This window comes from Kamptonema animale CS-326, assembly GCF_028330895.1.
In the GTDB taxonomy this organism is placed as follows: domain Bacteria; phylum Cyanobacteriota; class Cyanobacteriia; order Cyanobacteriales; family Microcoleaceae; genus Kamptonema; species Kamptonema formosum.
On record NZ_JAQMUA010000489.1, the window covers coordinates 1 to 21,684 of the forward strand.

The following is a 21,684-nucleotide window of genomic DNA, read 5'->3' on the forward strand; positions in this document are numbered from 1 at the left end:
ATCTTGGCGGTCAAGTCACCGCCAAGATGGCGGCGTTACCTAAGTAATGCGTAAGTCTTATTAACTAAAATACAAAAACTGGGAACAAGAAACAAACAAAAAACAACAATTATCAATGAAAGATTAATATACAACTGACTATGCGATTACTTGAAATTGGCGATCCTGCTCCTTGGTTCTCCCTTCCTTCTACAGTCAACCCCTTGTTTCATTTCTCTACTGTTGGAGGTCGGCGGATCGTGCTGTTTTTCTGTGGCAGCAGTGCCTTTGAGCCAATCCAAATTATGCTTAAATCCTTCCAAAATCTCCGAGCAGAATTTGAGCAATTACAAGTCCTATTTTTTGCTGTCAGCATCGATCCTGCTGATAAAGATCGAAATCTCCCCTCGGAAATCGCCCCTTCATTCATATTTTTCTGGGACTTCGATAAAACTGTAAGTAATAAGTACGGTGTTTGCCAAACAGTTGAGGAAGGAGAAAGTATAGGTCTTCAATATGCTCCCTGTACCTTCGTTCTTAACGAAAATCTTCAGGTATTAAACACTTTTCTGATGGGAGATCCTGCTCAACACGCCGAGCAAGTCTTACGTTTTTTCAAAGCCTTGCCCCCTGTTGAAGAAGCCCGCCCCGCAAGCAGGCACGCCCCAGTCCTAGTTATTCCTAATGTTTTGGACAAAGCTTTTTGCCGTAGTTTGATTGAGTTTTATCAAGCCGAAGGCGGTAGTCCTTCTGGTTTTATGAGGCAAATAGAGGGGAAAACAGTAGGTTTGTTAGACGATAGCTTCAAGAAGCGACAAGACGTATTTATTCACGAGCCTAAATTACAACAAAACTTGAGTGATTTAATAGTTCGTCGCGTCTGCCCGGAGGTAGAAAAGGCATTTCAGTTTAAAATAACTAGGTTTGAACGCTATCTTGTGGGTTGTTACGATGCCGATAGTGGCGGCTACTTCCGATCCCACCGCGATAACACCAGTAAAGCTACACTGCACCGGCGTTTTGCGATGACTCTTAACCTAAATGTAGGAGAATATACGGGTGGATATCTACGGTTTCCAGAGTACGGGCCTAACGGCTATCGAGGGGAGATTGGAACTGCGATCGTCTTTTCTTGCTCGGTGTTGCACGAGGCTACACCAGTAACGAGGGGTCAACGTTTTGCTCTTTTGTCTTTTTTCTATAATGACGAGGATGCTAAAGTGCGCGAAGCCAATTTTAAGTATCTTGCTAACGAGCCACCGTCCAGAATTGGGGAACCAGTTTGAGAATGGTCTATAAATAAAGAAGCGAGTCTGTGATTGTGAGTGTTGCAACCCGATCTGGACTTACGCACTTTGACCACAGAAACCGGGCTTTTTACTGAATTTGCGGGCGGCAACGAAGTATGTTCGGAAAAAACTGTTCGGACTTCGGCGGAAGCCCGGTTTCTGGGCCCATGAGCGTAAGTCCTACTGATATTAAATCGGGACTTAAACCCAGCGATTAATCTGGCCGGAGCCCCATTAGAAAAAGTAAGGCTAGTTCAGCCTGAAGTTATGCCTGTGGACTGGAAGGGGCCGACTTCCCAGGATGAAGCAGGAAGTGAACATCAGCTTACGATCGGTAGGTTTGAGTAAGTTTCATGGAACGGCATTCAGCGGATAAAAATAAGATGAATTTCAAAATTTTGGGCTTGGCATTATCGGGAATCTTAACAGTTGGATCGGCACTGGGAGCAAGTGTGGCTGCCACGCCACGACTTCAGGGGGTGCAGGACTTAACGCAAGTTAAGCTGAGGCATTTAGAGGGTGCGATCGCTCAACAAGATGTTGACGAAACCACAAATATCCGCGTCTACGAACGAGCTAGTCCCGCTGTCGTTACCATCGATACGGACAAAGCTAACGGTAGCGGTACGATCGTTACCCCAGATGGGATGGTGTTGACTAACGCTCACGTTGTCTCCGAAGGCGGAACTGTGACGGTAATTCTGGCAGATGGTAGCAAAGTTACAGCCGATGTGATTGGCTTTGGGGAAGAAGGTTTAGACCTAGCTGTGGTGAAAATACGCGATCGCACTAATTTACCCACAATTCCTCTGGCGGCTGCTGGTTCGGTAAAAGTTGGTCAGCGGGCCTATGCGATCGGCAATCCCTTTGGTCAATTTCAGGGTACTTTTACTGTCGGGATCGTCAGCCGCATGGACAAAGATCGAGGCTTGATTCAAACCGATGCTGCCATCAATCCAGGTAATTCTGGGGGGCCTTTACTGAATAGCGCTGGAGAATTAATTGGAGTCAACACTTCGATTTTTACTCGCGGTCAAGGTGGAGGTAATATTGGCATTGGTTTTGCCATCTCTGTAGACAAAGTGCCGCCATTCCTAACAGCGGTTCGAGAAGGTCGAGCTTCCCGCGTCTCCCAGAGACGAGGTTCGATTTTTGGTAGCCAGCAACCTCAAAAATTGATGCTAAACGGGCCAATGGTCAATGGCAAGCTTACAGACAAGTCCAGCATCTTGCCAGTGGACAATAGCTTTTTTGACCTCTACTCCTTTGAGGGTAAAGCTGGCCAGGAAGTGACTATTGATATGAAGAGCCAAGATATTGACCCTTATTTGATTTTGTTGGGGCCAGGTCAGCGCGAAATCGCTCAAGATGATGATGGTGGGGGTAATAAAGATGCTCGCATTGTGGTGACGTTACCCGCAGATGGTACTTACACTCTCCTGGCAAATTCTTATGAAGCACGGCAATCGGGGTCTTATACTTTACAACTTAAGGGTAGTGCGCCGACTCGGGTTGCTCCGCCAGAGTCAAGAAGTATAATTTTGCAAGAAGATGGGGTTTTAGCTGAAGGTGCTCCTGTACTTGAGTCTGACGGTAGTCTTTACCGCGAGTATACTTTTGAAGGCCGTGCCGGACAGTCTGTCAGGATTACGCTTGAAAGTTCTGAGTTTGATCCGTATTTGGCATTGTTTGGCCCGAATAGCAGGTTAGTTGCGGAAAATGACGACATTACTGAGTCAAGTCAAGATGCTGCGATCGCTGTGACTTTACCTGTTGCGGGTACTTATCGAGTGATTGTTAATGCTTATGATTCTACAGGTCGAGGCCGCTACACTCTGACAGTCCGTTAACAACAGAGAAAGGAAAGGTCTTTTTCTTTATTCCAAATTGAGGTAATTCATGCGTCAAGTTAGATTTTGGGCGATCGCGCCAGTTAGCCTAATAGCTGCTTTTTCTGGTAACCCAGTCATCGCTGCGCCAGTTTCCCAGTCTAGTCAGGTTGTTGGCAACACTAGCTCTTCCTTAGTTTCAGCAGAATTTCCTCAGAGGAAGTCTGTTCTTTTGTCTGCGGCTAATTCTGTTTTAGCTCAGGCGAGTCCTGAACCGTCGCCTTCTCCATCGGTATCGCCATCTCCCAGACCTTTACCACCTTCTCCCAGACCTTTGCCACCCTCGCCGAGCCCTTCCGCATCGCCATCTAGCGTTATCTTGGAAAAAGATGGGGAACTGAGTCCTACTAACTCCTCTGTACTGGAAATTGATGGGAGTCTGTTCGACCAATATAGCTTTGACGGTCGTCAGGGTCAAAATGTGACTATTACCTTAGAAAGTCCTGATTTTGATACCTATTTAGCACTGTTTGATTCCACTGGTAAATTGATTGAAGAAGCTGACGATATGGGGGATAGTTGCAACTATCAAGATGAGACGACCAAGAAAGATTTTATTAGCAAGGGGTTGTGCAATTCTAGGCTAAGTATTACTTTACCCGCCACTGGCAACTATAAAGTAATTGTGAATGGTCGAGATAAAACCGATCGTGGTAAGTATACTTTGACTATCCGTAACAATTAAAAAAGGCAGGGGAAAGTAAAATTCAAATATTGCTTTCCCCTTGATGATAGCTTCCGATCCCAATTCTCCAAAGTTATACAACAGTAGAGGCAGAAGGCAGAAGGCAGAAGGCAAAAGGTAGGATGCAATAGGCAAGAGGTCGATCTTCTGAAGTTAACTCAACAATGCAGATTGTCTCAATAATTTGGACAATTGGTATCAGAAGCTAAAAACATTAGGTTGGGTAAGACGAATTGAAACCGACCACCTTGGGAATTAAAAATTCTTCATTAATTCGGATACCAAAGGCATCGATATAAATTACATCCCCAACCAGGTAAAGAAATCCTGGCGGGTGAAGAATTCTAGCAATAATAGTGCTACAAATCCGATCATAGCAAAACGCCCATTAATCTGTTCAGCATAGGGAGTCCAACCAAAGGCAGGTTCGGGTTTATTTGAGGTTTCAGGAGTTGATTTTGGTGTTGAAGTTGGGGTTTCAGATGTCATTTTTGTTTAAGATTTTAGGTGAGGAATTGACTGCTACAACTGTGATGATTGCCAATAGATTAGTCTTCTAAGTTTTGCACAGATTCGATCAGCGATCGCACTGTTTCTCTACCTTCTGATGGTTCAAAGGATAGAGGAAATTTCCCTCTAGCAATCATGCGTAAACCCAAGGGGCCAAGACTAAGCAAACCTTTGATATCGCGGAAGTAGTTACCTACTACTTGTACACCAAATTTACGCTCATCAATCCAACCGCCTTGCTTGACTAAATCAATTAAGACTTTGCGGTGGCGGATGGAACGGCTGGCTTGTGCGTCTTTGCGATCGAGGATATCTTGTTTAATTTTACCAATTTGATCCATTGGTGCAACATCCATTGGACAAACGGAATTACAGTAGTAACAGCGGGTACAACCCCACACCCCAACTGTGCCTTGATTGTATTTTTCTAGTCTGTTTTCTGTGTCGCTGTCGCGGTTATCTGCTACCATGCGGTAGGCTTTGGCGAGGGCGTGAGGGCCGACAAATTCGGGATTAACTTCGCGGGCATTACATTCAGAATAACAGGCTCCGCAGAGTATACAATTACCTGTTTGATTGAGTTTTTCTCGTTCTTCAGGTGTTTGGAGAAATTCACGTTCGGGAATTTTTCTCGCTTCTGTACTAACGTAGGGTTCGACGGCTTCGAGGTTATTCCAAAAGCTGGTCATGTCAACGACTAAATCTTTAATTACGGGCATATTTCCCATTGGGGAAATTGTGATTTCTGGGATTGAGTCGGTGGGGGTTTGGGCAAAGTTGGCGTTGGCGATTTGTTGGAGTCTTTGGACTTCGCTACCTATATTTTCTTTGCAAGCTAAGGCTGAACGACCATTAATCCGCATGGAACAACTGCCGCAAATTGTGTTGCGGCAATTTTTGCGAAAGGCTAGGGTTCCGTCTTGTTCCCATTTGATGCGGTTTAGGCAGTCGAGGATGGTGTTTCCTGGTTCTGCGTCTATGGTGTAGGTTTGAACTTCGGGGGCGGAGTTTTGGGTTTGGCGAGTTATTTTAAAGCGGACTTGCATGGTTGAAGTTGGGAAAGTTGTATCTATTTTTAAGGTAATATTGTTTCGTTGTCTAAGTTGCGATCGCAGGTGCATCTATGACTTACAGCCTGAGAATTGCCGATTTACCTACGAGTGAACGACCTCGCGAACGATTAATGGCGAATGGCGCTAAAAATCTGGCAACGGCGGAACTGATCGCAATTCTTTTGGGTACGGGTCAGGGACAGGGTAAACTTTCGGCTGTTGGTCTAGGACAATTTATTTTAAATCAATTGAGCCTACACCAGCGCGATCCGGTGTCTGTGTTGCGAAATATCAGTGTTCAGGAGTTGACGCAGATTCACGGAATTGGGCCGGCGAAGGCGACGACGATTTTGGCGGCGGTGGAGTTGGGAAAGCGGGTGTTTCAGTCGCGATCGCCTGATTTGGCAATGATTGATAGTCCGCAGGCGGCCGCAGACGCGCTGAGTCAGGATTTGATGTGGAAGCAGCAAGAACATTTTGCGGTGTTGCTGATGGATGTGAAAAATCGGTTGTTGGGGACGCAGGTACTCACGATCGGGACGGCGACGGAGACTTTGGCCCATCCGCGAGATATTTTTCGGGAAGTAATTCGTCAGGGGGCGACGCGCGCGATCGTTTCTCACAATCACCCATCGGGGAATCTGGAACCTAGCCCAGAGGATATTGCTTTAACTAAGCAATTGTTGGCGGGGGCGCAGTTTTTGGCGATTCCCGTGTTGGATCATTTGATTTTGGGAAATGGGGATTTTCGGAGTTTGCGACAGACTACGAGTTTGTGGGAGGAGTACCCGCAGGGGGATTGAGGGAGGAAAGGTTAATTGGGGGGTTGATTTATTTTGGTTGGTTGTGTTATATTTGTTTTTCGCGGGCGATTAGCACAGTGGTAGCGCACTTCCTTCACACGGAAGGGGTCACAGGTTCAAATCCTGTATCGCCCATTTTTTTTATAATGAGTGACAAGTTATTTGTCATTGTTGACACATTGATGTCGTTACTAAGCATTATTTTTTCTTTCTAGGGCTTTTACCCTCTTGTCGGGGAGGAGGCGGAGTTTCCCATTTACAATTAGGAAAAGTTTTGTCGATCAGCTTTTTAAGGCTGATGACCTTAATATTGCCTCCGTGAAATTCACCTGTCCGACACTGAATATTTTGAATTTCGTAGCCTATACCATCAAGTTTGTCAGTCAAAACTATATCTCCATAGTAATTGTATGAATCCTCAATATTTTGATTATTTTGTCCGGCTGGCATTTCCCAACATACTATCTGAGAAGTCAATATCAAAGGATGATTAAACTCATCACTTGGTGAAAATGCGTACTTGTATTCAATGGCTTTGTGAACATTTTCAGCCAAAGAGTGTTCTGTACTATCAACAGCAACGCTATCAATTCCCATGCTAGAAAAAGTTCGGGGACGTAGCCAAATATCAGCGTAAGGTGAATCAGAAGTTATAAGATGAGCAAACATTGTATATAAGGCTCCTACCCAATGCTCTTCACCAATTTCAGGCTCTAAAATCCATTTTTCTTTCAGTGACTCAATATCCTGCACCATAAATCTTGGTCTGTATTGAATCCCTGCCTTTAGTGCATCCAGTTTTTCAGCATATTGATCTAATTTTGCATTTGTAACATCTTTATTGAGGCGCTTTACAAGTTCCTGAAATACTTCCGAAGTTCCCCATGCGTCATCCAAAAAAGTTTTAATTTTCTCTACAAAAGATTCTTCAGTCAATATGCTTAATGCAGCATCAGTTAAAGAATTTCTATTTGTTACAACATCAAAACTACCATTGATCATAAAAATATAATGAGATTGTCCATTCGCAGTTTTTAGCCCTTCATATTTTTGCAGCTTGCTATGTTCAAATATTTCGTTATAAGCGCAAATCTTTACCCCTTCTGAACAGATAAAAGTACCTCTTTGGTCAGTCAATCTAATTCCTGAACTTTTTTTTCCTTGTCTACTCAGTTCTGGATATTTATCCAGCGCTCGACGATTTCCATCAATTGCTAAAACCAAACAGTAAGTACCTCCAGCATATTCAAACCTCTTTGCATGGCGAGAATAAAATCTTCCATCACTCAGTCTCGCTACGTTAGCGGGACTTTTTATCTGAGACTTATCCGACTCATCAGGCTTGGATAGATAAGGATAACCGACCTTACCAATGTCTTGCAATTCTTGTAATTTATTCTTTCCTTTCGTCGCCCACAAATATAGTTTACATTCGTCATTGTAGCCAGCAGATTGTTTAAAGCTTTGTGCTGGAGTTGCTGGAAATCCCGTTTCAGCCGATCTCAGACATCTCGTATCACCATATCGGGTGTTAAAACGTATGTAATTTTTTAAGTATGACCATTGCTCTCTAGCATCTTCATCAGCATCATAAAAATCTGAAAAACTTTCTATCTCAAGCCCTTCAACAATCATCATAGCTCCCTTAGTAAATTTTTTCGTAAAAAAAGCTTTATTGAGATGTTCAATAATAGGTCGTATTTGAGCGTTTATCCTCAACAAATATTCGAGAGTTTCCCAAGGTTTATCATTTTGCCGCGATTGAATATCATAGTGCAAAGTTAAGTTTTTCTTAGGATTATCTATAGATATTGAACGCCAATTGTCCTCACCACTACAGCGTGTAATCAAAGTAAATTTTTTGGAAGCAAAGCACAGCTTTGAGCCTTGACACTTATAGCCTATAGCTTCCCCTTGAATTTTTGTAGACATCCCGATAGAAAAAAATGCCTCATAAGGAGTTATACCGTTAATTTCTTGGGTTTCGCTTAAACCAATACCATTATCAAAGTAAATAAATGCTTTCTCTTTTAATAATGGGTAAATTTGTATTCTAGTGGCTTTAGCATCATAGGAGTTAGAGATTAATTCTCGAATAACCTCACAGGGGTCTTTCCGATTCACTGAAAGCTCAGACAAAGAGTGTGTATAAGATATACGTGGATTAAGCGGAGCCATAAAGATATTTGTAGTTTACTGGGCAAAAGATTATTTTACCATTCTTCCTAAGCAGACCACATCAGTAAATATACTGAATCAGTAAATATACTTAGTTAATTAACCATGACTTACGCAACACCTGTAATGGTATTATAAGTTAACTCTATAATAAGTTAGAACAGTATGGCATACAGTGATTTTAGCTTGACCAGTGTCAAAAAAACCTTTAATTTAACTATCTCGTCACAAAAAGATTTATTCTCTGCTACTCCCGCCTTAGAATGCAGCAATCTGTTAACAGAAACCTTAGCTTATAACGTCCCTTTCGCTTTAGCAAGTAACACAGAAAAATCTCGTTCAGAGATGATTATTGCGCCGATTTTACTGGAATTGACAAAACAGTATCCTAGTCAAATTAGTTTATTTTCCGGTGTGGATTTTACGGTTGATAGCGAACAAGGGTTAAATGGCAATTGTGATTTTCTGATCAGCCGTTCAAGTGAATTGTTAATTATTAGTGCGCCAGTAATTTTAATCGTGGAGGCGAAGAGAGAAAATATTAATTTAGGGTTAGGTCAATGTGTCGCGGAAATGTATGCAGCTAAAATATTTAATGAACGAGAGGGTAATGAAATATCCCCGATTTATGGCGTTGTAACTACAGGAGAAATCTGGAAGTTTTTAAAATTAGAGGGTCAGGTGATTGACATTGATTTGTCGGAGTATTTTTTAAATGAGATGAATAAGATTATGGGAATTTTAGCTAGTGGTGTCAGATATTAGCTAACTTTTCTCTAAAATCACAATATTTCTTGTCTCAATCTCTTCTATAAAAACTTTCAAGCTAGGATTGTGTTTATAACACTTCATCAAAACTTTATTATCACAATATTGGCCAGAAATTGTGCGATAATAAGCCGGATTTTTCTTACCAATGGTAAAGCCTTCAGACTTGCGAAGCGCTTTATTTAACTGTTCTAAACAATTCTTAGTCTTAGTCTTATTCTTCTTATTTTTATCATCTAGGTAATAAAGAGGAAGTAACCAACATTCAATAGAATGTACTGCAATAGCAAAGATAATTTTATCCTGATATCTTTTATAAAATTCTTGCCCCATTAAACCCGCAAATTTTTCTTTAACTTTTGCGATCAACGTTTCTGGACTCAATTCCCCATTCTCGTCTCGCTTCTGAATATCATAACCCTTTTCCTCTGAAACATCAGTATCAATTTGAATAATCACATATTGATTAAATTGAAATGCTTTCTGAAAAACTTCTGACTGACAATATCGAAAAACCAACGTCCAACAACCATGATCTGATTTATTTTCATCATCCTTATCTCTTTCTGGTTGCAGAGGATTAACAATAATATCATCATCATCAAAATATCCACTTAAAATATTTTCAATAACTATCTGATCCGTCAACCCCTCTGTAATTAATCCAAAAGTAACCATAATTAAAAATTCTTAGGTAGTCCACCGATATAACCTCGCAAAAAAGCCTCTGATAATCTTACAGGTTCTTGTCCCTCCAGAGGTTTTGGCGGGAAAATCCTTCTCGCTTTAGTATGACCTAATTTATTCCGGTAAATCACAAATAATCTTTGTTCATCATCCTCTAAATTTAATCCATCTAAAATTGCTGGATTATGAGTTGTCAAAATAACTTGCTTATCATATTTTTTGGCTAACTCTACTAATTCTTTAATCAATCTACGACCTAATCTGGGGTTAAGAGAAACATCAATATTATCTACTGCAAAAAACTTAGGTGTATCATCGCTGATCAAAAGACTAAAGTAGAATAGGAGAAATAGGAAGCCTTCATTAGAACTATTTTGATTAAAATAATCTAGGTCAGATGGCAAATATCTATCTTTGATTTTAATTACTCTTTCACCCTCATAGAGATTATGGGGAATCTCTAAATTTTCAAACCAATCAATTAACTGCATTTTTTCTTTGATTTCTTCTAGCCTTGCTTGATTATCTGGCAAATTCAAAACAGTTAATAGTTTGAATAATCCTTCTCCCTTGATACCTAAAGGTTGAATTTGACCTTCTTGGTTAAAAATGCGTAAGCTGGAATTTTCCGGAGAGAAAATCAGAAAATTCATTAATTTATTTAGTAATTCATTAGAATTTTTATTTTCGTTTAAATAAAATGGTACTATATCTTTATTAATAAGAATTGCTATTAATTGAGTTGAAAATTCAAATGGATATTTTTCAAATAAATTAGCTATTCTGTTAACTTTATTGGACAGATAACTTTCAAATTTTTCGCCGTAATCAACAGAAGCCCGCCAACTAGAGTAGGGTTGACCATCATGCTGTAAATTATATGTAATCTTACCCTCTGGCTCAAAATCCAAAGATATTTTAATTGGTTTATTTAAACTATCAATATCAAAAGCCGATCGCATAAACTTAGAATCTGTAACTCTAATTCCCCTAGAAGCTAAAAACTCATTATCTAGCTTATCACTTGCGGCGGCTGAACTTAAAGATATGGCTTCTAAAATATTAGTTTTGCCACAGCCATTTTCCCCAATAAAAACAGTCACTCTTCCCAATTCAATTTTCAACTCTTGAATTGATTTATAGTTTTCTATAAAAATCTCTTTTATCATAATTCAGCCTCATATTTCTCCTCAAGTTTACCATGACTCATATTGGATTGTGGGGAGAATAATCTAAAAATTCCCAGTGAAGTAACTGGGGTAAATCAGTTTCTAACCACTGGTCAATTGCGAAATCCCAATATCTATAAGTCCCACCAGTTGAATCAGTAGACTCATCCAGATGCCACTGAATTGTAGTTTTACCTGTCAGTTGCAACGTGCGACTGCGATCGAAGTCTATAAAAACTAACCCAGCTAGAGGATTAATAACCAGGTTTCCCAGGGTATTAAACATACTGTTTCCAGCGTAATCGGGAATGCGAAGCGATCGCGCATTTAGAATCTGGACAAAGCCGGGATTTCCCCCGCGATGAGAGGCATCAACCCCACGATTTGGGTGGGCGCTGGCAACAAATAGAGTATCAGCCGATCCAATCCAACGCTGCTGTTCAGGTGTTAGGGATTGTCCAAATTGTGCCTCAGAACATTGTTTTGCAGCCGTTAAATCGAAATTCGGAACAAGCTGCCGTCGCTGAATGTACTTGGGGCAGTTGGGATAGGATTCTACAACATTTAAACATAAGCGATCGCTTGCTTGTTGAGCGATCGCGCCATTAATCCGCCACCGACGGCGACTGGCAAGTTCGATCGCCAGCATTCCGATCTGATTTTCAGCCTGGATGTTTGCCCAGAAAGGATCGTGAGGATTAATCATAGCTTGGGTTAAATCAAATGCGATCGCCTGCGGATCGACCGGTTTAACAAAACCAGGCAACCCAAACAACACCGATGCCCAAACTTTCTGCCCTGCATCCACACTGCCCAGAACAATCATGCGTTGCTGTTCGATGAATTTGATTGCACTTTGAAGAATTGTATCCCCAATGATTTGCCCATTTTGCTGTGCTGCTATCTCTTCGCCAACCCGTTGCTGTGCGTGCAGTTCGCCTTCGTGGAAAGGGCTTTCAAGTCGCATAGATATACCCTCCAAATCTTGCTAAAACGCAGAAATAATAAAATGATTTCTAGATACTAATTTGGCTCAAAAAAACTAACCATAAAACTCCTCATCTAATATCTGCTCAACAGAAAATGGACAAACATTAGGATATTCACTTACATCAGGAATCCGCACCCCTAAAGCCGCAAATTTACCTTCTTTAATTGCTAACTTATAAGCTTGAGGATAAGCCTTATCAATCGCTTCAGCAAGAAAACATTTTAAAGAATGTGTATCTTCTAAACTGCTCAAAACTCGTTGGCGATGTTCAATAATAGAATTATACCAACTCATTTTCATAGTATCGGGAGCATCAAATTGTACCTTCATATTCAGCAAATGAGCCAACAAAATCATTAAATCACTTTTGAGCGTATTCTGCTCCGATTTACCCAAGCCATTCAATTCCTCAATCAAATGTTCAATATCGAGAGATTCAAATTGACGATTTTTGAGATGCTGAATCGTGGCATCAATCCAGATTTGAAAATCTTTTTCATAGAGAGGTTCAAGCATTACCATCAATTATATAATAATCCATCACTATATAATAACCTACACAACTCATTAGCATCGTCAAGCGCCCGATCGGCCTGAGCAACCAAACCAGTTAAGTTAAAGGGGCGATCGCGAATCCGCTGCCTTACCTAAACCCTCACCCCATTTACCAAGTTTTTTTACCCAAAACTTATAGGTTCCGACCAAAGAAAAGCAGTGTTTTACCCCGATTGAGGGTGTAAACGAAGTATTTTGGTAAAAAACCAGGTTTCCAGGAAAATTCTTCCTTCCGGTAGTCAAGCATCGGTGAAACAACGGATTTTCTCGATCCCTGTCGGTAAATCCTGTTTTCTCTATATATATAGTGCCATAATAAATAAAGAGCGTTTAATAAATTCTCGCCACTCAAAATTTCTTAACCTTTTGGTTAAATTAGATACATTTTGTTGCGAAAGTGGATTTTTTTAACTAAACGATCTAATTTGAAATTAAACAGCCCCTTAAAAACCATTAAATTCAAAGGATTTAAAATGCAGACAAAACAAGCAATTCGTTGTCCTAACTGCGGCAGTTCCGCTGCCGAACGCCACTATCATTCTACCAGCCAGCTAATAGAGACTAAATGCCCTAGCTGCGACTATTTAATGATTACTTGTTCTCGCACTGGTAAAGTTGTGGAAGCCTACGCTCCCGGTCTTTATTCACGTCACTAATTTTATAGATTGTAGGGTGGGTACTGCTTAAAGAGAATTAATGCTAACAATCCTGCCCCCCTCTCATTTTAGGAGAGGGGTTGGGGGAGATGTTAAACAATTTTTTGGGTAGAATGAAACAGTCCTGGTTCCAGGAAGGGGCTGCGGGGTTATGTCTTAAAATTTTAGAATGGAGAATGAAACAGCCCACCCTACCCACCATACTCTTAAACTCGCGATGCCCGTAACTGACCGCAGGCTGCATCTGCATCTAACCCGCGAGAATAGCGCACGCTAACTGCAATATGCCGCGCCTTTAAAGCCTCAACAAAAACCTTAATTCGATACTGACTTGGACGCTCGTAATCAGCTTCTGCAATCGGATTGTAAGGAATCAAATTAACATGACATTGAAAACCGCGCAAATTATCAGCTAATTCCGCAGCGTGTTCTGGCAGGTCATTCACGCCTGCTAACAGGATATATTCAACGCTCAATCTTCGGCCGGTAATCTTCACATATTCGCGGCATTCTTCCATCAATTCATCAAACCGATAATTACGAGCGCTCGGTATTAGCTTTTCCCGTAACTTTTGATTAGAACCGTGAAGACTGACAGCGAGAGTAACTTGTAAGTGATGTTCGGCTAATAGGCGGATGCGATCGCGGATGCCCACCGTCGAAATTGTAATATTTCGCTGTCCAATACCCACATCTTCATTCAGGCACTTAACAGCCGCCACCACATTTTCCAAATTCAGTAGCGGTTCCCCCATACCCATGAATACAATATGGCTGACGCGCCGCTTAAAATCTTCTTGAACCGTTAACACCTGATCGACTATTTCATGCTTAGCTAAATGGCGCTGAAAACCACCTTTACCAGTAGCACAAAAATCGCACGCCATCGGACAGCCAACCTGTGAAGAAACGCAAACAGTCAAACGTTTTTCTGTCGGAATACCCACAGCTTCCACAATTTGACCATCGGCTAACTTTAAAAGATATTTTACAGTTTGATCTGGAGCAACTGAGCGATGGTGAATTATTGAGCGACCGATCGGCACATTTGCCAGACTTTCGCGCCACTGTTTCGAGAAGACGGAGATTTCCGAAAGCGATCGCACGCCTTTCTCATAAATCCACTGATGTAACTGCTTAGCGCGGTAAGCAGGTTGTCCCTGCTCCTGCACCCATGCTGTTAACTCCGCAAGATTTGCGCCTAAAAGGGGCGCGGAAGAAGAGACATGGGGCGTTGGGGATTCGACAACGGGCATAGGACGGAGAAAAACTAAAAACGAACTACTACTAACTTAACTCGCTTTCACAGGACTTACGCACCCAACCACAGAAACCGGGTTTTTTGACGAAAATACTTCGCCCAGACCTACAGATGCTCTCAAAAACCGATTTCTGCGACTTCCTGCGTAAGTCCTATTTCAGTTACGCTGTTTGTTTTGCGCGATCGCAATTTCAGCCAATTGCACTTACGCACTCTCACCCAAATATAAAAGTCTGAGATTGCTTTGTTTGACTCCCAATCACAGAAAATCGTACTGAGTGCGTAACTCCTCTATCGCAAATTCCGAACCCTATCCCACCGTGCGATCGCCCTTACACTCCTAATTAACTATCAAAACTTCAGCGATTCCCACTCTTCATTTTTGGGCATTACTCGTCCCCGTGTCATTAACCACTATCCTAAAGTTCATCCGCCATCAACTAGAAATCAAGACTTACCCACGTCGAGGTCAGAAACCGGGTTTCTTTGTAGATATCTAGTTGAAAATCAGGGATTTCTCTAAGAAACCCGATTTCTTTGTGTATTCTTTGTAGATATCTAGTTAAAAATCAGGGATTTTTCTAAGAAACCCGGTTTCTTTGTCTAAGTTCTAGAAATTTGAGCGAATATTGCACTCATGTCACCGCCACAACATAAAATCAAGTCTGTAGTTTCGTACAGGGTGCGCGGATCTTACAGTTTTCAACCACTATCGATTAAATTTTCATGTTGCTAAACCATCCAGCCCTACCCTTAGCCTTTCAATTTAGCTCCCCAGGCCCTATAATCTTCAGCCTGGGGCCCCTATCGATCCGATGGTACGGTCTTTTAATTGCCTCAGCAGTTTTAATTGGCGTTAACCTTTCCCAATATCTCGCCGAACGCCGCCGCATCAACCCCGAAACCATTGGCGACCTCGCGATCTGGCTAGTTGTGGGAGCGATTCCCTGTGCTAGACTCTACTACGTCCTCTTCGAGTGGCAACAATACAGTCAAAATCCAGGCGATATCATTGCAATTTGGAAAGGTGGAATTGCCATCCACGGAGCTATTTTAGGCGGACTAATAGCAACTTTAATATTCTCCAAAATTCAGCAAATTTCTTTCTGGCAATTAGCAGATTTGATGGCTCCTTCTGTAATTTTAGGCCAGGCCATTGGTCGCTGGGGTAATTTTTTCAACTCCGAAGCTTTCGGAGGCCCTACAGATTTGCCCTGGAAATTGTATATACCCCCCGAACACCGCTATGGACTGCCTCCAGAATACAGACAGTTTGAGTATTTTCACCCTACTTTTCTCTACGAGTCTTTATGGAATTTAACAGTATTCGGGTTATTACTAACATTATTTTTTCAAGATTTACAGGGAAAACGCCGCCTGAAAACAGGCACGTTATTTCTAGTTTATATAGCAACCTACAGCACTGGCCGCATCTGGATTGAAGGCTTACGAACTGATAGTTTGATGTTGGGTCCGTTGCGAATTGCTCAGGTAGTAAGCTTGACAGGTATTTTGGTAGGATTGATGGGGCTAGTTTGGCTTTACTTTTTCGATCGCCCTTTGCCAGATGTTGTCTCAGTAAACCAACAGCCAACCAATATTAACCGATCGCGGGATGATGCTGATACCAATAATTAAAAAAACCCTAGAGATTGGTCTCTAGGGTTCAAACCAGGGTGCATCTACCAATATTGTTTTCTAAATAAGATGCGGTCAACCCGGATCAATTACCAAAATTAGCAGAATTTTTTTGAATGAACGCGATCGATCCTACTGATTCTCTAACACCTGGAGTTTATATAGTTGGGGCTGGCCCAGGCGACCCGGACTTATTGACAGTTAAGGCTCAAAAGTTACTGGCTAAGGCTGATGTAATTGTATTTGCCGATTCCCTGGTACCTAAGCAAATTCTACAGGGTGTCCGCCCTGATGCTGAGATTATCCAAACTGCGAATAAGACACTGGAAGAGATTTTAGCGATCGTGGTGGAACGAGTGCGATCGCAACTTTCTGTCGTCCGCCTTCACTCCGGCGATCCTAGCCTCTACAGCGCCATACACGAGCAAATGCAAGCTTTGGCTGAAGCTGACATCCCTTTTGAGGTAATACCGGGAATTAGCGCTTTTCAGGCAGCAGCCGCTAAACTCAAAGTTGAGCTGACAATACCCGGAGGAGTACAAACTATTATTCTTACCCGGATCGGCGGCCGCACAGAAGTCCCGCAACGCGAAGAATTAGCCAGTTTAGCCGCACATCAGGCCAGTTTGTGTTTATATTTGAGTGCCCGCCACGTCGAAGCAGCTCAAGCTAAGTTAGCAGAACATTACCCCAGCGATACACCCGTAGCAATTTGTTACCGTTTAGGCTGGCCAGATGAAAAAATTTTGCTCGTTTCTCTTGACAAAATGGCAGTTAGTACCCGCGATAATAAATTAATTAGAACCACGATGTATGTAATCAGTCCAGCCTTGGGAGCAGTAGGAGGGCGATCGCGCCTTTACCATCCCGAACACACTCATCTATTCCGTCAAAAATGAGAAATTGCTAATGGCTAATGGCTAATGGCTAATGGCTAATAGCTAATGAACAACAAAGGGTTATGAGTTTTTTGACTTAAAGATTTCATTTCACAACCCCTAAGTACCAAATCAGCAATTAGCCATTACCAATTACCCATTACCCATTACCAATCACCAACCAACAACTAACAACTAACAACTAACAACAATGAGAGAATTAACCCGCAGAAAATTCATTGCAATCACCACATTAGCTGCTGGATTTGCATTAGCAGCTCACCCCATTTCTGCCACAGTTATCACCACAGATACCACTGGTTTAGTAGCAGGAGAAGTCAAAATTCCTGTTGAAGATGGTTCAATTCCAGCATATAGAGCAATGCCTGCAACGGGCAGCAATTTCCCAGTAGTATTAGTAGTGCAAGAAATCTTCGGCGTTCACGCTCACATTCAGGATATTTGCCGCCGCTTTGCCAAATTGGGTTATTTAGCGATCGCACCTGAAATGTTCGCCCGTCAAGGCGATGTTTCCAAAATGACCGACATTCCAGAAATCATCAGCAAAGTTGTCTCAAAAGTTCCAGATACTCAAGTCATGTCGGATTTAGATGCAACCGTAGCTTGGGCAGAAAAATCATCAAAAGGCGACATTAACAAACTAGGAATAACAGGATTTTGTTGGGGCGGCCGCATCGTTTGGCTATACTCAGCTTACAATCCCAAAGTCAAAGCTGGTGTAGCTTGGTACGGACGTTTAATATCTCAACCAACTCCTTTAACTCCTAAACATCCGATTGATATTGCAGCTAGTTTGAAAGTGCCAGTTTTAGGACTTTACGGTGGTAAAGATGATAATATTCCCAATGATACAGTTGAGAAAATGCGCGAGGTTCTCAAAACTGGAAGTAGCGGTTCGGAAATAGTGCTTTATCCAGATACTCCACATGGCTTTAATGCCGATTATCGCCCGACTTATCGCCAAAAAGAAGCTCAGGACGCATGGAAGCGGTTACAAGCTTGGTTTAAGCAGCATGGAGTTGCTTAAATGACGGTGATAGCGATCGCTTTTTTTTACTAATAAAAAAGAGCGATCGCTTTTCTTTTTTAATTAGCAATTGAGAAATATACTTTTGACAAAAACCTGCATTTAATATATAATATTGAAATCACATTTATCTTACGGCAAAAATCTATGGCAACTTATAACGAAATACTGCAACAAGTCCAAAGCTTAAGAATAAGTGACCAGTTACAATTACTCGAAGACTTACAAAAAATAGTTAGTCAAGAGGTGGAAGCACAAAGACCTGATGAAGTAAATCAAGGTATATCATCCCAGGAACTTCAGAATTTAATTCAACTTACTATAAAAGAGTCTTTAGACGAGTATTTTAGCGATCCCGATCGAGGATTAGAATTGAAGCCAGAATTTCGCGAAAATTTATTAGAAATACAAAAGCATCGAAGCACTGGAAGACAACGTATTTCAGCCACTGATGCTTACCAAAAATTAGGAGTAAATTAGCGTGAGTTATTCTTTATAGTATGAACCAGAAGCACTGGCTGATATAGAAAAGTTAACAGGGGTTATTCGACAACGAATAATAGATAAAATTAACTGGTTAGCTACTAATTTTGAGCAAATTACTCCTGAACCTTTAACAGGGAACTGGAGTGGTTTTTATAAGTTAAGAGTAGGTGACTACAGAGTGGTTTATGAATTTATTTCTGAAGCCAAGGTAATTATTATTGATAGAGTTGGACATCGGCGCGAAGTTTATGAGTGAAAAGCGATCGCCTTTTTGATTACCTTACTTTAGAAGAAGTTGGGGAATTGGCTATCGCATACTCTTTGAGGCCCCAGAAACCGGGTTTTTTACGAAAATACTTCGCTACAGCCGATAGATTCGGTAAAAAAACCCGGTTTCTTTGCCACTAACCCAGGGTTAACTTCTGGTTATTACTCACATCTAGGAAATAATTAGATGGTTGCGCCGCCATATCATTAGCAGCTACCCCCTTGACAATTCCTAAATACTCCCCACTTGCCTTAATTTTAATTGCAGTAGCAGACTCAGATGTGCCGTCATTTACCTGTATCTGAATAGATTCAAAACTGAGAGCATTATTCGCCAACCCAACTAATCCAATTTTATCACCATCAGTTAATTGAAAATCAGCAACAATGTCTACTTCAGCAGGATTAGTAGAAGTATCGCTCGATGAATCCTTTTTGCGAGATTGAAGCACAAAAAGATCGCTACCAGCACCACCGACTAAACTATCTTGATCGAAATCACCAACTAACAAATCGTTCCCCTCTTCACCGAAGAGGAGATCCTTACCTTTACCGCCGCGTAAAATATCATCACCCACTCCACCATAAAGGCTGTCATCTTCATTACCACCATTGACAATATCATTTCCAGTGTTGCCAAAAAGCCGATCGTAGTCTTTACCTCCCCGCAGAGAATCGTCGCCGCTTCCTCCCTCAATTGTGTCATTACCTTTGTTACCATTGATATTGTCATTTAGGTCAGTACCGCGCACGCGATCGCTACCATTCAAAGCTTGAATAGACTTGTTAGCAGCTTCGGGATAGCTAGCTAAGAAAAGATTATCATCTCTATCTGATAAGCTAAAAAATGTCTCACTTTCTAACTGTTTTACCTGAAATTCTGGGACTCCTGATGGATCGGTATTTGGCGGAGTTTGCGAACCTGTAAAAAAGTTGATGCGTATTGTCTCAGTAGATGTAGAAGTTGATGTTGGTAGCGGAGTTAAAGAGGGAGTTGGAGTTGGTGTTGGTAGCGGAGTTAAAGACGGAATTGGTGACGGAGTTGATGTTGATGTTGGTAGCGGAGTTGAAGACGGAATTGGAGAGGGAGATGGAGTTGATGTTGATGTTGGTAGCGGAGTTGAAGACGGAATTGGTGACGGAGAGGGAGTTAATGTTGGTAGCGGAGTTGAAGACGGAATTGAAGATGGAGTTGGAGTTGATGTTGGTAGCGGAGTTGAAGACGGAATTGGAGATGGAGTTGGAGTTGATGTTGGTAGTGGAGATGGAGACGGAGATAGAGTAGGGGTAATTGGAATCGGATTAACTAAAGCCATTAGTTCAAATATGTCGTACTGCGCGATAAAATCCATCGCGCCAGATCCTGGTTGATTTTTAGATTCATTAGCAAAGAAATTTTCAACCGTTAAATCCCGATCCGCTTCATATTTCCCGTCTTTATTAATATCTACCACTAAGCTAGTGTTATTCCTCGCCATACCCACCTTGCCAACTGTTAGGCTTGTTTCTAGCTTAATTTCACCTATGAAATTTAGCTCGTCATTACCTCCTCCTTCATCCTGAATTCTTGTACCTCCAGAGGTCAAAGGTAGAGTATAAATATCGTCTCCTAGACCGCCTACGAGCAAGTCTGCTCCGCCGCCGCCGTTAATGCGATCGTCACCAGCTAAGCCAGAGAGAGTATCATTGGTATTTTCCCCATTGAGAGTGTCATTACCACCCGTGCCACTGATATTATTAAAATCTGTATCAGTAGAAAAAAATGCACCAGGGATACTATCGCTACTGCTATCATCATCCTCCTCATCGCTGGTTTCTTCTTCAGAATCATCTTCTCCGCTTTCGATTTCACTTAATAGTTGAGTTAAGAGATCTTCCGAGCTAAGAGTATTAGACATAATCTCATCTTTGCCTGTATTTGCTACAATTACGGATGCCATGCTTTACGTACCTATGCGTGAAAAAATCAGTCAATTAATTGGGTAAAGTCGCTTGATGTGACAGTTCCCGTACCATAGATACAAGCGAGGTTGGTTTTTTCCGGTTGATTTTTATAGAATTTTTCTCTAATTTTTTTTCAATATACTTAGGACTTAGACCGCATCAACTAAAAAGATAAATTTGCGATCGCTTAGCTCGTAATGACAGGAATAAGTTGTTTTTGCCCAAGTGCTGATACTTTTAAACGCTGTGCTACCCAAAACTCTCAAAACTGCATCTAGCTAATAGAGCAATAGATATCTTGCCAAAATCTATATAATAAGTGGGTGGTAGGTATAGAGATTGCTAAACTAATCTATGTACAACCAATTCAGACAGGTACGCCCGTGCTAGACGAAAAAGCAAAACAGACAATCCTGCGTAAGATTCCTCACGGACTATACATCTGCGGCGTTAAGGACGGCGAGGAAGTGAATGGTTTCACCGCTAGCTGGGTGATGCAATCATCTTTTAAGCCTCCTCTAGTCGTGAACTGCGTTAAGCAAGATTCCAAGTCCCATGCCATGATTAAAGCCAGCGGCGTTTTTGCCTTGAGTTTCCTAGAAGCTGGACAAAAAGAACTCGCCCAGAAATTTTTCAAAGCTCAGCGGCGCGTTGGCGATAAGTTTGAGGATGTAGAATTTTATTTGGGAGAAGAAACAGGCTGTCCGATTATCTCAGATTCTCTAGGCTATATAGAGTGTAAAGTTGTTGGTGCTGTTGAACATGGCGACCACACTGTTTATGTTGGAGAAGTCGTCGCCGCAGGCGTTCACCGTGAAGGCGAGCCCCTTCTACTCGAAAGCACTGGCTGGAATTATGGCGGTTAAAACATAACGCCGCCGTATCGGCGGTAAAGGCACCGCCGATACGGCGGCGCTATAAATAGAGTGGGGTAAATCCTATTTAAATTTA

20 protein-coding genes, 1 tRNA gene and 1 pseudogene are annotated in these 21,684 nt (G+C 41.7%); 13 read left to right on the plus strand and 9 right to left on the minus strand.

Annotated elements, in window-relative coordinates:
- Positions 1 to 140 precede the first annotated feature (140 nt).
- The 3 genes from PN499_RS28480 (at position 141) to PN499_RS28490 (ending at position 3,842) form a co-directional block, all read left to right on the plus strand.
- Positions 141 to 1,265: a redoxin domain-containing protein gene (locus PN499_RS28480; protein ID WP_272036881.1), complete on the plus strand. Its 1,125-nt coding sequence runs from the start codon at positions 141 to 143 to the stop codon at positions 1,263 to 1,265.
- 386 nt (positions 1,266 to 1,651) lie between these two features.
- On the plus strand, positions 1,652 to 3,118 hold the full coding sequence (locus PN499_RS28485) for a trypsin-like peptidase domain-containing protein (RefSeq protein WP_272036883.1): 1,467 nt from the start codon (positions 1,652 to 1,654) through the stop codon (positions 3,116 to 3,118).
- A 49-nt stretch (positions 3,119 to 3,167) separates the two neighbouring features.
- Positions 3,168 to 3,842, plus strand: coding sequence for a PPC domain-containing protein (locus PN499_RS28490; protein WP_272036885.1), 675 nt, complete (start codon positions 3,168 to 3,170; stop codon positions 3,840 to 3,842).
- A 300-nt stretch (positions 3,843 to 4,142) separates the two neighbouring features.
- Here PN499_RS28490 and PN499_RS28495 read toward each other — a convergent pair whose 3' ends face one another.
- Positions 4,143 to 4,331: a chlorophyll a/b-binding protein gene (locus tag PN499_RS28495; protein WP_272036887.1), complete on the minus strand. Its 189-nt coding sequence runs from the start codon at positions 4,329 to 4,331 to the stop codon at positions 4,143 to 4,145.
- 59 nt (positions 4,332 to 4,390) lie between these two features.
- Positions 4,391 to 5,398 (minus strand): succinate dehydrogenase/fumarate reductase iron-sulfur subunit, encoded by a 1,008-nt coding sequence (locus PN499_RS28500; RefSeq protein ID WP_272036889.1) that lies wholly within the window; start codon positions 5,396 to 5,398, stop codon positions 4,391 to 4,393.
- A 77-nt stretch (positions 5,399 to 5,475) separates the two neighbouring features.
- Here PN499_RS28500 and radC point away from each other — a divergent pair, with 77 nt between their 5' ends.
- Positions 5,476 to 6,207, plus strand: coding sequence for a RadC family protein (radC, locus tag PN499_RS28505; RefSeq protein ID WP_272036891.1), 732 nt, complete (start codon positions 5,476 to 5,478; stop codon positions 6,205 to 6,207).
- A gap of 63 nt (positions 6,208 to 6,270) precedes the next feature.
- Positions 6,271 to 6,342: transfer RNA gene (locus tag PN499_RS28510), tRNA-Val, on the plus strand.
- A 63-nt stretch (positions 6,343 to 6,405) separates the two neighbouring features.
- Here the strand turns inward: PN499_RS28510 and PN499_RS28515 are convergent.
- On the minus strand, positions 6,406 to 8,385 hold the full coding sequence (locus tag PN499_RS28515) for an ATP-binding protein (RefSeq protein ID WP_272036893.1): 1,980 nt from the start codon (positions 8,383 to 8,385) through the stop codon (positions 6,406 to 6,408).
- A gap of 165 nt (positions 8,386 to 8,550) precedes the next feature.
- Between PN499_RS28515 and PN499_RS28520 the strand changes: the two genes are divergently transcribed.
- Positions 8,551 to 9,150 carry a hypothetical protein gene (locus tag PN499_RS28520; RefSeq protein WP_272036895.1) on the plus strand — a complete coding sequence of 200 codons (600 nt, stop codon included), beginning with the start codon at positions 8,551 to 8,553 and terminating at the stop codon, positions 9,148 to 9,150.
- Here PN499_RS28520 and PN499_RS28525 read toward each other — a convergent pair whose 3' ends face one another.
- From PN499_RS28525 to PN499_RS28540, 4 genes are all read right to left on the minus strand, one after another.
- On the minus strand, positions 9,151 to 9,831 hold the full coding sequence (locus PN499_RS28525; RefSeq protein WP_272036897.1) for a phage tail protein: 681 nt from the start codon (positions 9,829 to 9,831) through the stop codon (positions 9,151 to 9,153).
- A 2-nt stretch (positions 9,832 to 9,833) separates the two neighbouring features.
- Positions 9,834 to 11,009, minus strand: coding sequence for an AAA family ATPase (locus PN499_RS28530; protein ID WP_272036899.1), 1,176 nt, complete (start codon positions 11,007 to 11,009; stop codon positions 9,834 to 9,836).
- 37 nt (positions 11,010 to 11,046) lie between these two features.
- Entirely contained in the window at positions 11,047 to 11,976 is a 930-nt protein-coding gene (locus tag PN499_RS28535; RefSeq protein ID WP_272036901.1) for a PNPOx family protein, read from the minus strand.
- 75 nt (positions 11,977 to 12,051) lie between these two features.
- A complete protein-coding gene (locus tag PN499_RS28540; RefSeq protein WP_272036903.1) occupies positions 12,052 to 12,516 on the minus strand; it encodes a DUF29 domain-containing protein in 465 nt (154 codons plus the stop codon).
- A 512-nt stretch (positions 12,517 to 13,028) separates the two neighbouring features.
- Between PN499_RS28540 and PN499_RS28545 the strand changes: the two genes are divergently transcribed.
- Entirely contained in the window at positions 13,029 to 13,211 is a 183-nt protein-coding gene (locus PN499_RS28545) for a replication restart DNA helicase PriA (protein ID WP_272036904.1), read from the plus strand.
- Positions 13,212 to 13,417: 206 nt separating this feature from the next.
- Here the strand turns inward: PN499_RS28545 and rlmN are convergent, their stop codons facing one another.
- Entirely contained in the window at positions 13,418 to 14,467 is a 1,050-nt protein-coding gene (rlmN, locus tag PN499_RS28550; RefSeq protein WP_007355472.1) for a dual-specificity RNA methyltransferase RlmN, read from the minus strand.
- Positions 14,468 to 15,198: 731 nt separating this feature from the next.
- On the opposite strand from rlmN, the gene lgt reads away from it, so the two are divergent.
- From lgt to PN499_RS29725, 5 genes and pseudogenes are all read left to right on the plus strand, one after another.
- Entirely contained in the window at positions 15,199 to 16,110 is a 912-nt protein-coding gene (lgt, locus tag PN499_RS28555) for a prolipoprotein diacylglyceryl transferase (RefSeq protein ID WP_272036907.1), read from the plus strand.
- Between the two features lie 116 nt (positions 16,111 to 16,226).
- Positions 16,227 to 17,009 carry a precorrin-4 C(11)-methyltransferase gene (gene cobM / locus PN499_RS28560; protein ID WP_272036909.1) on the plus strand — a complete coding sequence of 261 codons (783 nt, stop codon included), beginning with the start codon at positions 16,227 to 16,229 and terminating at the stop codon, positions 17,007 to 17,009.
- A gap of 190 nt (positions 17,010 to 17,199) precedes the next feature.
- Positions 17,200 to 18,036, plus strand: coding sequence for a dienelactone hydrolase family protein (locus PN499_RS28565; protein WP_272036911.1), 837 nt, complete (start codon positions 17,200 to 17,202; stop codon positions 18,034 to 18,036).
- A 147-nt stretch (positions 18,037 to 18,183) separates the two neighbouring features.
- On the plus strand, positions 18,184 to 18,516 hold the full coding sequence (locus tag PN499_RS28570) for a hypothetical protein (RefSeq protein WP_272036913.1): 333 nt from the start codon (positions 18,184 to 18,186) through the stop codon (positions 18,514 to 18,516).
- Between the two features lie 31 nt (positions 18,517 to 18,547).
- Positions 18,548 to 18,778 (plus strand): annotated as a pseudogene (locus tag PN499_RS29725) (type II toxin-antitoxin system RelE family toxin); the annotation flags it as partial.
- 148 nt (positions 18,779 to 18,926) lie between these two features.
- Here the strand turns inward: PN499_RS29725 and PN499_RS28575 are convergent.
- The gene (locus PN499_RS28575) at positions 18,927 to 20,729 is read right to left on the minus strand and encodes a calcium-binding protein (RefSeq protein WP_272036915.1); all 1,803 of its coding nucleotides are present in this window, start codon (positions 20,727 to 20,729) and stop codon (positions 18,927 to 18,929) included.
- A 387-nt stretch (positions 20,730 to 21,116) separates the two neighbouring features.
- On the opposite strand from PN499_RS28575, the gene PN499_RS28580 reads away from it, so the two are divergent.
- Complete coding sequence (locus PN499_RS28580) at positions 21,117 to 21,599, plus strand: flavin reductase family protein (protein WP_272036952.1); 483 nt, start codon at positions 21,117 to 21,119, stop codon at positions 21,597 to 21,599.
- The last annotated feature ends 85 nt before the right edge of the window (positions 21,600 to 21,684 follow it).